Source organism: Vibrio sp. B4-6 (assembly GCF_963888245.1).
In the GTDB taxonomy this organism is placed as follows: Bacteria; Pseudomonadota; Gammaproteobacteria; order Enterobacterales; family Vibrionaceae; genus Vibrio; species Vibrio anguillarum.
Genome location: NZ_CAWPIM010000022.1, coordinates 136,888 through 150,612, shown reverse-complemented (window position 1 = coordinate 150,612; position 13,725 = coordinate 136,888). Strand labels below are relative to the sequence as shown.

9 protein-coding genes are annotated in these 13,725 nt (G+C 46.1%); all 9 read left to right on the top strand.

Annotation, left to right across the window (positions count from 1 at the left end; genetic code table 11):
* Window positions 1–666 precede the first annotated feature (666 nt).
* Window positions 667–2,337 carry an ABC transporter substrate-binding protein gene (locus AACV20_RS07450; protein ID WP_170907056.1) on the top strand — a complete coding sequence of 557 codons (1,671 nt, stop codon included), beginning with the start codon at window positions 667–669 and terminating at the stop codon, window positions 2,335–2,337.
* Window positions 2,338–2,503: 166 nt separating this feature from the next.
* Complete coding sequence (locus AACV20_RS07445; protein WP_013857640.1) at window positions 2,504–3,490, top strand: ABC transporter permease; 987 nt, start codon at window positions 2,504–2,506, stop codon at window positions 3,488–3,490.
* Window positions 3,491–3,492: 2 nt separating this feature from the next.
* Window positions 3,493–4,518: an ABC transporter permease gene (locus AACV20_RS07440; protein ID WP_013857641.1), complete on the top strand. Its 1,026-nt coding sequence runs from the start codon at window positions 3,493–3,495 to the stop codon at window positions 4,516–4,518.
* Between the two features lie 2 nt (window positions 4,519–4,520).
* Entirely contained in the window at window positions 4,521–5,504 is a 984-nt protein-coding gene (locus AACV20_RS07435; RefSeq protein WP_013857642.1) for an ABC transporter ATP-binding protein, read from the top strand.
* Between the two features lie 37 nt (window positions 5,505–5,541).
* Complete coding sequence (locus AACV20_RS07430; protein ID WP_013857643.1) at window positions 5,542–6,534, top strand: ABC transporter ATP-binding protein; 993 nt, start codon at window positions 5,542–5,544, stop codon at window positions 6,532–6,534.
* A 148-nt stretch (window positions 6,535–6,682) separates the two neighbouring features.
* Window positions 6,683–8,410 (top strand): glycoside hydrolase family 9 protein, encoded by a 1,728-nt coding sequence (locus tag AACV20_RS07425; protein ID WP_017049769.1) that lies wholly within the window; start codon window positions 6,683–6,685, stop codon window positions 8,408–8,410.
* Window positions 8,407–9,282, top strand: a complete 876-nt coding sequence (locus AACV20_RS07420) for an N-acetylglucosamine kinase (RefSeq protein WP_170907055.1) — start codon at window positions 8,407–8,409, stop codon at window positions 9,280–9,282. The genes AACV20_RS07425 and AACV20_RS07420 overlap by 4 nt, the downstream gene beginning before the upstream one ends.
* A gap of 9 nt (window positions 9,283–9,291) precedes the next feature.
* Window positions 9,292–11,205 (top strand): beta-N-acetylhexosaminidase, encoded by a 1,914-nt coding sequence (locus AACV20_RS07415; protein ID WP_019283250.1) that lies wholly within the window; start codon window positions 9,292–9,294, stop codon window positions 11,203–11,205.
* A gap of 93 nt (window positions 11,206–11,298) precedes the next feature.
* The gene (locus AACV20_RS07410) at window positions 11,299–13,704 is read left to right on the top strand and encodes a GH36-type glycosyl hydrolase domain-containing protein (protein ID WP_170907054.1); all 2,406 of its coding nucleotides are present in this window, start codon (window positions 11,299–11,301) and stop codon (window positions 13,702–13,704) included.
* Window positions 13,705–13,725 lie beyond the last annotated feature (21 nt).

Below are 13,725 nucleotides of genomic sequence, written 5' to 3'. Positions count from 1 at the left end.
CCCATTGATGCATCCAGAGTTATGACTAGTTAAATTTAATCAATGTTAACCTCAAGCATCCATTACTCTGGTACGCCTTATTCACTGCATATTACAAACCTTACTTCTCAATAGAAAAAAAGAGGCAAAATGATGATGAAAATTGGAAGTAAAAACTGATTTCTAGGCAATTTCACCAGCAGATTTTCAATTGAAGATGAATAAAGATCCAGATTGCGAACCGAATCACAACAATTCGGCAGAATTAATTTAAGTAAAAAAATTAACGATAAAACTATAAGTGAGCAAGATCTCATGATACAAAAAAAACAAAAAAACATTAAAAATAAAGGGATAAAAAGATAGCGAGCGCTTACAAGTATAAGTTAATCGAATTGAGTATGAGAGGCAGATCACTGACCTAAATGAGAGTAAAAATCAAACCAAAGATGGTAAATTGACGTTTATAACGATCACTTTCTACAAATTGACGTTTTTAACGGGAATTCAAATTGATAATTTTCTCTCCAAGGTGTCTTCTTACTCCTGCCAAAGGTCTACAGGCCACTCATGTTGACCAACTCCTCCGGTTTGTTAACACGCAATGAGGTAGGCCTTGGAGAGTGTTTATCAATTGATGACATTCATATCCATTAGTGAAATGAAAGCAAATAGTAAGGAACAGCTATGCTTGCCAATATTAAAAAAACAGCGCTAGCCGCTGCAGTAATCGCCGCCGCAGCGAGCCTTTCAGCTCCAGCAGCCGCACGCAGTGAGCTAACGATCGTACCTGATTTCTACCCTACAATGGTACGTAACTTTAACCCGTATCTAGCAACAAACCTACGTACGACCACTGATTTCATCTATGAACCACTGGTCATCTTCAACGAAATGCATGGTAATACACCCGTTATGCGTTTGGCTGAAGGCTTTAAAATGTCTGATGACCTAATGAGTGTTACTTTTGATATCCGTAAAGGTGTTAAATGGTCAGATGGTCAAGCATTTACAGCGGATGATGTCGTGTTCTCTTATGGCTTATTGAAAAATAAACCTGAACTCGACCAACGCGGTATCAACAAGTGGGTAACGAGCGTAGAAAAACTGAACGACTACCAAATCCGTTTCCGTTTAAGTGAAGCTAACTCAAACGTACCTTATGAAATCTCGTTAGTTCCTATCGTTGCTGAGCATGTATGGAAAGATGTGAAAGATCCAGCGACTTTCACCAACGAGAACCCTGTAGGTACTGGTCCGTTTACTGAAATCGACACCTTCACTCCACAGCTATACATCCAATGCCGTAACCCGAATTACTGGGATGCTACAAACCTTGAGGTTGACTGTTTGCGTGTACCTCAAATTGCAAACAATGACCAATTGCTAGGTAAAATTGTTAACTCTGAACTCGATTGGACCTCTTCATTCGTTCCAGATATTGACCGTACTTATGCCGCTGCAAGCCCTAGCCACCACTACTGGTATCCGCCATCAGGCACACAAGCATTTATGGTTAACTTCAAAAACCCAGATGCAGTAAAAAATGAAGCGCTAAGCAACGTTGATTTCCGTCGCGCATTCTCTATGGCTCTTGACCGTCAAACTATTATCGATATCGCTTTCTATGGCGGCGGTACCGTTAATGACTTCGCTTCAGGCTTAGGTTATGCATTCCAAGCTTGGTCTGATGAAAACATCCACAATAAGTACAAAGGCTACAACACGTACAACGTTGAAGGCGCGAAAAAACTGCTTGCTAAAGCGGGCTTCAAAGACGTGAACAAAGACGGTTTTGTTGATACTCCATCAGGTAAATCTTTTGAGCTACTTGTTCAATCACCAAATGGCTGGACTGACTTCAACAACACAGTACAACTTGCTGTTGAACAGCTTGCCGAAGTAGGCATCAAAGCACGTGCTCGTACTCCAGAGTTTGCGGTTTATAACCAAGCAATGCTTGAAGGTACTTATGACGTCGCTTACACCAACTACTTCCACGGTGCGGACCCACATCTATACTGGAACAGTGCATACAACTCTGCACTACAGAAAGGTGAAGGTATGCCTCGTTTTGCTATGCACTTCTACAAAAACGATAAGCTAGATACTTTGCTAGACAGCTTCTACAAAACAGCGGATAAAAATGAGCAGCTAGAAATCGCTCACGGAATTCAGAAAATCATTGCTGAAAACCAAGTGACCATCCCTGTAATGTCAGGTGCTTACATGTACCAATACAACACAGCACGCTTTAGCGGCTGGTGGAACGAAGAAAATCCTAAGGGTCGTCCAAACATTTGGGCTGGTATCCCTGAGCGTCTATTACACGTACTGGACCTAAAACCAGTTAAGTAAGTAGAAGTTCATTCCTTGCGGCGTACTTCGTGCGCCGCTAAATAAAATCCCCTAAATACCTAGCAAATGTATAACGCTCGTCGTTAGGGGATTTTTCGCTCTAAATTTCGCTAGGAGCGACCTGAAACCAGGTACAGGATAAAACTGGGTGAGTAAGGTGTGAGTTATGGGTTATTTTTTAAGACGTTTGTCATTTTATTTTATCGCGTTGCTGGTTGCAGCAACATTGAACTTCATCATTCCGCGAGCCATGCCTGGAGACCCAGTGACCATGATGTTCGCAAACGCAACAACGCAAGTAACGCCAGAACGAATCGAAGCAATGAAACAGCTTCTCGGTTTCGTTGATGGTCCGTTACCCGTACAGTATTTGACCTATTTAAAAAGCATTCTAAGTTGGGAATTAGGCACGTCGATTAAGTTCTATCCGTTAAGTGTCAATGAATTACTGGGTAGTGCATTTGGTTGGTCGTTATTTCTAGCGGGTACTGCGGTTGTGATCTCGTTCTCAATCGGTTCTCTACTGGGCATTTTTGCCGCATGGAAACGAGGCAGTCGTTACGATACGTTTATTACCCCAGGGATGTTGGTTATACAAGCCGTTCCGCAAGTGGTTATTGCGATGATCGCTATGTTTACTTTTGCTATCGGCTTGCAATGGTTCCCTACGGGTTATGCCTACACTGCTGGTACGATGCCAGATTGGACAAGTTGGACATTCATTAAAGATGTGGCTTACCACGCTTTCTTGCCTCTTGTCTGTGCGTCTCTAGTACAAATCGGTGGGTTTCTCGTCAACATGCGTAACAACATGATTAACCTGCTCGCTGAAGACTACATCACGATGGCGAAAGGGAAAGGGCTTAGCGAAAACCGTGTGGTTTTCCAGTACGCCGCTCGTAATGCTTTATTGCCAAGTGTCACCGCTCTATCAATGTCTTTGGGTATGGCTATCGGTGGTCAGCTCATCATTGAAATTATCTTTAACTATCCTGGCCTTGGTACCGTTTTATTTAATGCGATCAACGCTCGTGATTACCAAGTTCTGCAAGGGCAGCTACTGATTATGACGCTCTTTATGCTGTTCTTTAACCTGTTGGCGGACATGCTTTATGTCGTACTAGACCCTCGCCTACGAAAGGGAGGTAAATAATCATGAAAGATCTCATTAAACTCATTCGCGGCAATACCGTTGCCATGGTCGGTGTCATTATTTTGGGCCTATTTTTATTCATCGCCCTTGCTGCGCCACTGATCACCAAACATGCGCCAGATAAACGTACCGGAAATCCACACGAGTACCCATCGTTTGTCGTCAAAGCCGCTAAAGCAGATCCGAATGGCTGGATTGCTGAAAACTTGGCGACTGACCGCCGCACCTTACTACTCTCAAAAGGTGAAGACCATGTGCTAGGCACCTCTCGTATGGGACGCGATGTTTGGTCACAAGTGGTGTATGGCGCACGAGTCTCACTCGCCGTGGGTTTTGGCGCAGGAATGACCGTCTGTTTTCTTGCGACTGTGATTGGTGTTTCTGCCGGTTACTTTGGCGGTAAGGTCGATGACATTCTAACCGCCGCTATGAATATCATGCTGGTGATACCGCAATATCCTCTTTTATTCGTGGTCGCGGCATTTATTGGAGAGGCCGGCCCATTAACCATTGCACTCATCATTGGCTGCACCTCCTGGGCTTGGGGCGCTAGGGTCGTACGCTCACAAACGCTCGCACTGCGTGAGAAAGAATTTGTCAGAGCGGCGGAAGTCTTGGGTGAATCATCATGGCGCATCATTTTCGTTGAGATTCTACCTAACCTCATCTCCATCGTTGGCGCTAGCTTCATCGGCTCAGTGATGTACGCCATCATGATGGAAGCCACTATCTCCTTCCTTGGTCTTGGCGATCCAAACACCATCAGTTGGGGCATCATGTTGTACAACGTTCAAACGTCCTCTTCTATGCTGATTGGCGCTTGGTGGGAACTGCTTGCTCCTTGTATTGCTTTGACTCTACTCGTTACTGGTTTGGCTTTACTGAACTTTGCGGTCGATGAAATTGCCAACCCACAACTGCGTTCACACAAAGGAATGAAGCGTTGGAAAAAACTCGCAGAGCAAGATAAGAAAGAGCGTCAGCCTGACCTGCCACCACAAAATGCACTTTGGAGCGGAGATAAATAATCATGACAAACCCACTTATTTCAATCCGTAACCTATGCGTTGACTACATCACCGACGCCGGTGATGTTCGAGCATGCAGCAACGTCAGTTTTGACATTGCACCTGGCGAAGTATTTGGCCTTGCTGGTGAATCTGGCTGTGGTAAATCGACTATCGCGTTTTCACTGATGCGTCTGCATAAGCCGCCCGCGTTTATTACTGGTGGAGAAGTGATTTTTAATGGTGAAAATATCATTAAATACAGCGATGAACGCATGCAATCCTTTCGCTGGAGCCAAATGTCGATGGTGTTTCAAAGTGCGATGAACGCTTTGAACCCAGTATTGACGATGGAAGAGCAATTTTGTGACGTAATCATGCGCCATACCAACATGACTCGTGAACAAGCTAAACGCCGCGCTGAAGGTTTGTTAGAAATTGTCGATATTCACCCAAGTCGCTTAAACGATTACCCACACCAATTCTCTGGGGGTATGCGTCAGCGCTTGGTGATTGCAATTGCTCTCGCGCTCAATCCTAAAATGATCATTATGGATGAGCCCACTACGGCACTTGATGTAGTTGTCCAACGTGAAATATTGCAAAAAATCTATGCGCTGAAAGAAGAGTTTGGCTTCTCTATCTTGTTCATCACACATGATTTGTCGTTGATGGTCGAGTTCTCCGATCGGATTGGCATCATGTATTCCGGTGAATTAATTGAAGTGGCTCCTTCTAAACAGATTCTGGAAAGCCCTTTCCATCCTTACACCAAAGGGCTGGGTAGTTCTTTCCCTCCACTGACAGGCCCTAAAACGAAGTTAACTGGAATACCAGGTAACCCGTTGAACTTATTGGATATACCTCAAGGTTGTCGTTTCCAAGCTCGTTGCGATCGCGTACATGAAGCTTGCACCAAAATTCCAACGAGTTTGCGCCAAATAGAGCTTGGACGCTTCTCCAGTTGCCACCTTTACGGTGACCCAATTGCTCAAGTGAAACTGTAGAGCACAAGCTGTATTACAAAAATTTCTGGAGACAATTATGAGCAAAAATTTCGGTGAATTACTGGTTGAGGGGAAAAATCTAGTTAAAGATTTTCCAATCAACAGTAACACCCTAAAACAACCTATGATGCGAGCGATCAACGACGTATCGTTCAAAATGTTCAAAAGCCGCGGCTTGGCTGTCGTGGGTGAATCAGGCTCTGGCAAATCAACAACCGCTAAAATGATTGCCAAAATGTACGCCCCAACATCCGGTGTAATTGAATACAAAGGACGCGATATTTTAGACATCACTTCACGCAGTGACCTGATGCACTATCGCGAAGGCGTCCAGATGGTATGGCAAGATCCGTTTGGCTCACTCAACCCAACTCATACCATTTTTCATCATATTGCTCGTCCACTGCTTATCCATAAAAAAGTGACGTCAGGTAATAAGAGAGAGTTAGAAGAACGCGTTCACGATTTACTGGAACAAGTCGGCCTTATTCCACCAAAAGAAACAGCCGCGAAATATCCGCACCAGTTGTCTGGTGGACAGCGTCAACGTGTCAACTTAGCGCGTAATATCGCGGTTGGTGCCGAAGTGGTACTGGCTGATGAACCAACCTCCATGTTGGATGTGTCGATTCGTGCGGGTGTTCTCAACCTGATGGAAGAGATGAAGTTTGAAAAGCAGATGTCGCTGCTTTATATCACGCACGACATCGCCACCGCACGCTACATCGCCGAAGACTTAGCCGTCATGTACGTCGGACATATGGTGGAATGGGGCGATACTGAAGAGATTATTCACGATCCTCAGCACCCATATACTCAACTATTGGTTTCCGCAGTGCCCGATCCTAGTAAATCGATACACGAGAAGCTCAAAGGGAACAAAGGCGAAATTCCACTTTGGACCCCGGTATCAACAGGCTGTCCTTTTGCTGGTCGATGCATGCAGGCGAGTGACAAATGTCGTGAACAACTTCCAGCGGTGACTCAGTTGTCTGATAACCACTTTGTTCGTTGTTACTTATTTGAATAATCACTAACGCACACCTTAATGTATTGAAGCCGCTGACATAACCTCATCGGTTTCAATACCTTAGGTAAAAATATAAAACAAAGTCAGCACACGCCCCCGACGGGTTGAGTGCTGACGAGAAATCAAAGATCTGGCTTGGAGATGTTTAATGCTGCTACTGATTAACCATATTGGTTATGAGCCACAAGGGCCAAAACAGGCGATACTAATGAGTAACACGCTCCGTGTTTCTTCCGATATCGCCCTGCTTGTTTGTGCAAACAGCCATCAAACGGTGTCGACTTTCGTTGTTGAACCACAAGCTAAAGTCGCACATTGGCATTTAGGTAGCTTTTACACGATCGACTTTTCTCAATACACCACTTCAGGGCAGTATTACCTGCGTTTTGAAAATACCCACTCCCCTATTTTTGAAATTGGTGAAGGGATACTGATGAAAAAAACGTTTTCTGATGTATTGCACTACTTCAAATCACAACGTTGTGGTGGCATTTTCGATCAGCAAGATAAGCTCGTACCACTGCTTGGTACATCAACCACTGCCGATGTACACGGTGGCTGGTACGACGCTTCCGGTGACGTCAGTAAGTATCTGAGTCACCTTTCTTACGCCAACTATTTAAACCCTCAACAAACCCCAATGGTGGTTTGGAATATGCTAAAGGGATTGGCACAACTAGAACATCACTCGAGTTTTGCTGCATTTTCTCGCACTCGCCTTAAGGAAGAGGCGTTATTTGGTGCTGATTTTCTGATCCGCATGCAAAACTCCGAGGGGTTCTTTTATACAACGGTCTTTGACAAATGGAGCAAGGACATTAAGCAGCGAGAGATCTGCGCCTATGCCACTCAATCAGGCCACAAGTCTGACGATTATCAAGCCGGATTTCGTCAAGGGGGAGGCATTGCGATTGCCGCTCTTGCGGTGGCAGCACGTTTAGATGTTCACGGTGATTTCACCTCAGAACACTATTTAACAGCGGCGGAGCATGGTTACTGGCATTTAAAAGAAAATAACACGCGCTATCTCGACGATGGCCAAGAAAACATCATTGATGCCTATTGCGCTCTGCTTGCATCGGTTGAACTCTACCGCTCAACTCATCAAGCAAATTATCTGGTTGAGTGTCGTCTTTGGGCACAAAGGTTATGCGCTTATCAACACAGCGACGCTAACATCGCTCATTATTGGGCAGCCAATAGTGATGCCACTCGTCCTTATTATCACGCCGCCGAAGCTGGACTACCAGTGATTGCACTGTGCGAATATCTCGAGATTGAAACAGAAGAACACCGCAAACAATCGGTCGTTCAAGTGATTGAGAATGCTTGCCGCTTTGAGCTCACTATCACTCATCAAGTCAGTAACCCATTTGGCTACCCACGCCAATATGTAAAACCTGTGAATGGCGACAAACGCTGCGCATTTTTTGTCGCTCACGACAATGAATCCGGCTACTGGTGGCAAGGCGAAAATGCGCGTTTAGGATCGCTCGCGTGTATGGCTTATCGCGCCCAAGCCTTCGTCAACGCAGATCTGCATGCCCCTTTAACCACCTTTGCACAAAATGCATTGAACTGGATTATCGGATTAAATCCATACGATATGTGCATGCTCGATGGGCACGGTCGCAACAATCCAGACTACCTACCCCATTTGGGCTTTTTTAACGCCAAAGGGGGAGTGTGTAATGGCATTACAGGCGGTTTTGAAGATGAAGAAGATATCGCTTTTAACCCAGCGAAACAGAAGGATGACATGCTGCAAAACTGGCGTTGGGCTGAGCAATGGATTCCTCATGGTGCTTGGTATCTGCTGGCCATCACAACCCAGTTTTGCCACTTCTCAACACCAGACTTAGAGAGGCAATCATGACCTTTTATTATGTCGGTATTGATGGAGGCGGCACATCATGTCGCGCACGCATCCGCAACGAGCAAGGCGCGCTGTTAGGTGAAGCGAAAAGCGGTAGCGCCAATATTTTATTGGGTGTGGAACTTGCCATGCAGACGATCATTGATGCAATTACTCAAGCGGCGCACCAAAGCGGGCTGACGAAAGAGAATTTTGCTCAGATGCACGTGGGTCTTGCTCTGGCTGGCGCAGAACAAAAATCCGCATGGCATGCGTTTATGTCTCAGACACATCCTTTTGCTTCACTAACGCTCAACACAGATGCTTACGGTGCGTGTATTGGTGCTCATAATGGCGACGATGGCGCAATTATGATCGCGGGAACGGGCTCTTGTGGCCTATTTTTACACGCCGGGCAGCAGCATGTGCTGGGTGGACGAGAGTTTCCCATATCCGATCAAGGCAGTGGTGCCATCATGGGTTTACGCCTAATCCAGCGCGTGCTGCTCATTGCAGATGGCATCGGCGAGCCTTCATTATTAAGCGCTCATGTGATGCAACATTTTAACCACGATGTTGATCAGATTGTCGAATGGTCAAAAAACGCACTCCCACGAGACTATGGCCAGTTCTCTCCCGTTATTTTTTCTCTAGCGCAACAAGGTGATGCGCTGGCGATAGAGCTTCTCAAACAAACCGCGGCAGACATCGAAATATTTCTTGTCGCTCTTCATAACAAAGGAGCCAAGCGGATCTGCCTCATGGGTAGCATTGCAGAGCGTATCTTGTATTGGCTTTCTCCACCGGTACAGCAGTGGATTGTTCAACCTCAATTCGACGCTATCGAAGGCGCGATTATGTTTGCCGGCAAAGCCGAGCATAATTTGTATTAAGGAATCACTATGAGCTATCGAATTGACTTTGCGGTACTCTCAGAACAGAAGCAATTTTGCCGTTTTGGTTTAACGTTCCATAACTTAAGCGATCAAGACCTAAAAGACTGGTCGTTACATTTTGTGATTGATCGCTTCATTCAGCCAGACAGCATCACCCATGGCAACGTAGTGCAAATAGGCAGTTTCTGCTCATTAACGCCAGATATGACCGTGCTTGCTGCAAACTCGCATTTTTACTGTGAATTTAGCATCAAAACCGCCCCTTTCCATTTTTACACTGATGGCGTAAAGCACGCTTTTGTTCAATGCAATGGTGAGCAACCGCTCGAACGTCATGATGTGATCGTAACTCCGATTGCTCTCGCCTCGCCTTATCGTGAGCGCAGTGAAATACCCGCAACAGAAGCCGCGAGCCTCAGTCTCATTCCATTACCAAACAAGATTGAATCCGGCACAGGGCATTGCACCTTAACGACTTCGAGCCAGATTACCTTGCAATCCACGTGCGCTGAGCAAGCTGCGACTTGGTTACAACAGGAACTCAACCGTATATTTGATTTTCAGCCCAAACCCATTGGCAGCGCTGATATTATCTACCGCACTAACCCGACCTTTGACGAGGGCGCGTATCAACTCAACGTCGATCGTACCGGCATTCGCTTAGAGGCGAGTGGCCATCAAGGCTTTATGTATGCTAGCGCGACCCTGTTGCAGTTGATTCAAGTTCAAGATCAATCGTGGTTAGTCCCCTGCGTCAAAATCAGTGATGCGCCACGCTTTAAGTACCGAGGCATGATGCTCGATTGTGCGCGCCATTTTCATGGAATCGAGACAGTTAAGCGGCTTATTAACCAATTAGCGCATTACAAATTCAATACGTTCCATTGGCATTTGACCGATGACGAAGGATGGCGTATCGAAATTAAAGCACTGCCACAACTCACCGACATCGGTGCATGGCGAGGAGTTGATGAAGTGCTCGAACCTCAATACAGCTTGTTAACGCAGCGCCACGGTGGTTTCTATACACAACAAGAGATCAAAGAGGTTATCGCATACGCTCAAGAGCGTGGTATCACAGTGATCCCTGAAATTGATGTTCCCGGACATTGCCGCGCCGCGATCAAATCTCTGCCTCATCTGCTGGCCGATAAAGAGGATCAATCACACTATCGCAGCATTCAATATTATAACGATAACGTCCTCTCCCCCGCCCTTGAAGGTACGTATGAGTTCTTAGATATCGTCTTGCAAGAAGTCTCTGAGCTATTTCCATCCCCCTTTATCCATATTGGTGCCGACGAAGTGCCCGATGGGGTCTGGATTAACAGCCCTAAATGTCAACAACTGATGGCTGATAATGGCTATACCGAGGCCAAAGAATTACAAGGACACTTACTACGTTATGCCGAACAAAAACTGCGTACGCTTGGCAAACGCATGGTCGGCTGGGAAGAAGCGCATCATGGCAATAAGGTCAGTAAAGATACTGTTATCTACTCTTGGCTTTCTGAAGCGGCGGCATTGAACTGCGCGAAACAGGGGTTTGATGTGATTTTACAACCCGGTCAGTACACGTATCTGGATATTGCTCAAGATTATGCACCAGAAGAACCGGGCGTTGACTGGGCTGGTGTCACCCCATTAGAAAAAGCCTATCGCTATGAACCCTTAGCCGAAGTGCCCGAAAACGATCCACTCCGTAAGCGAATTCTCGGTATTCAGTGCGCTTTATGGTGTGAATTAATCAATAACCCACAGCGTATGGAATACATGATTTACCCACGCTTAACTGCACTCGCCGAAGCAGGATGGACCCATAAAGTGCATCGTGATTGGCAAGATTATCTGTCACGGCTCAAAGGACATCTGCCTATGTTGGACAAGCAAGGCATCCGTTACCGAGCACCATGGAAATAAACACAACACTTGGAGTCGGCATTACCTCTCCTTGGTTTTCACTAGCATAATTTTTGGCTGCAAAAGACGCAGTTTGTTTAAAAGGAAATGACAATGAAATACGGCTATTTCGATAACGACAATCGTGAATATGTCATCACACGCCCTGACGTTCCAGCGCCTTGGACCAACTACTTAGGGACAGAAAAATTCTGCACCGTGATCTCTCATAACGCGGGCGGTTACTCTTTTTACAATTCACCAGAATATAACCGTGTTACCAAATTTCGCCCGAACGCTTCTTTTGATCGCCCGGGGCACTATGTTTACTTACGTGACGATGCAACTGGCGACTATTGGTCTATTTCTTGGCAACCCGTAGCAAAAAGCTTAGAAGAAGCGAAGTATGAAGTCCGCCACGGCCTCTCTTACTCCAAATTCAAATGTGAATACAGCGGCATTACTGCCACTAAAACTCTCTTTGTACCGAAAGGCGAAGATGCTGAAATTTGGGATGTCGTCATTAAAAACGATTCCACAGAGACTCGCACTATCAGCGCTTTTTCGTTTGTTGAATTCTCTTTTAGTCACATTCAATCCGATAACCAAAACCATCAGATGTCGCTTTACTCTGCAGGTACCGCTTATCACGCGGGTGTGATTGAGTACGATCTTTACTACAACACCAATGATTTCGAAGGCTTTTACTACTTAGCCTCGACGTTTGATCCAGACTCTTATGATGGACAACGCGATACCTTCCTTGGCTTGTATCGTGACGAAGCCAATCCCATTGCAGTAGAACGTGGTCACTGCTCGAACAGCGCGCAAACCTGCTACAACCATTGCGGTTCGCTGCACAAACAATTTGTGATCCAACCGGGTGAAGAAGTTCGCTTTGCTTATATTTTGGGAATTGGTAAAGGCAATGGCGCGCGTTTGCGTGCTAAGTACCAAGACTTGGCTAATGTCGATGCCGCTTTTGCTGGGGTCAAAGCGCATTGGGATGAACGTTGTGCGAAATTCCAAGTAAAATCACCGAATGAAGGCCTTGATACCATGATCAACACTTGGACGCTTTATCAAGCGGAAACGTGTGTGGTGTGGTCTCGCTTTGCCTCTTTCATTGAAGTGGGCGGTCGTACTGGCCTTGGTTACCGTGATACGGCGCAAGATGCCATTTCAGTACCGCACGCAAACCCGAAGATGACCCGTAAACGCTTGGTTGATCTGCTTCGTGGTCAAGTCAAAGCGGGCTATGGCCTACACCTATTTGATCCTGACTGGTTTGATCCAGAAAAAGCGGATGTCAAACCATCAAAATCGCCAACCGTTGTACCAACACCAAGTGATGAAGATAAGATCCACGGCATTGAAGATACGTGTTCTGACGATCATCTCTGGCTCGTTCCAACCATCTGTAAATACGTGATGGAAACAGGTGAAACATCCTTCTTTGATGAAGTGATCCCTTACGCCGATGGTGGCAATGCAACGGTTTACGAGCACATGAAGGCGGCGCTTAACTTCTCGGCAGAATACGTAGGGCAAACAGGTATCTGCAAAGGCTTACGCGCTGACTGGAACGACTGCTTGAACTTAGGTGGTGGCGAATCATCTATGGTTTCTTTCCTCCACTTTTGGGCGCTGCAAGAGTTTATCGACCTTGCAAAATACCGTGACAATGCAGAGGACGTTGCGAAATATACCGAAATGGCGGCGAACGTACGTGAAGCTTGTGAAACTCACCTTTGGGATGAAGAAGGTGGCTGGTATATCCGTGGCCTGACGAAAAATGGCGACAAGATAGGAACTGCTCAGCAAACCGAAGGTCGAGTTCACCTTGAATCAAACACACTCGCCGTCTTATCGGGCGCAGTGTCGCAAGAGCGTGGTGAAAAAGCGATGGACGCCGTTGATGAGAATCTATTCTCCGAATACGGCTTACATCTGAACGCACCTTCCTTCTCTACCCCTAATGATGATATCGGTTTCGTTACTCGTGTTTATCAAGGTGTTAAAGAAAATGGCGCTATTTTCTCACATCCAAACCCTTGGGCATGGGTTGCAGAAACGAAGCTTGGCCGTGGTGATCGAGCCATGAAGTTCTACGACGCATTAAACCCTTATAACCAAAACGACATTATTGAAAAGCGCGTTGCCGAACCTTACTCATACGTGCAGTTCATTATGGGACGAGATCACCAAGATCACGGCCGTGCAAACCATCCATGGTTAACAGGTACGTCTGGTTGGGCCTACTTTGCCGTCACCAACTTCATTTTGGGTGTTCGTGTAGGTTTTGATGGCCTCGTCGTAGACCCATGCATTCCTACCAATTGGCCTGGTTTTGAAGTCACTCGCCAATGGCGCGGCGCGACTTACAACATCACAGTGCAAAACCCGAACTCCGTCAGTAAAGGGGTGAAAACAATCACAGTGAATGGCGAAGCAGTAGAAGGCGTGATTCCTGTCATGGCACAAGGCACTGTCAACGATGTAGTGGTTATTCTCGGTTAACGCGATTTGAGCCTCAGCACG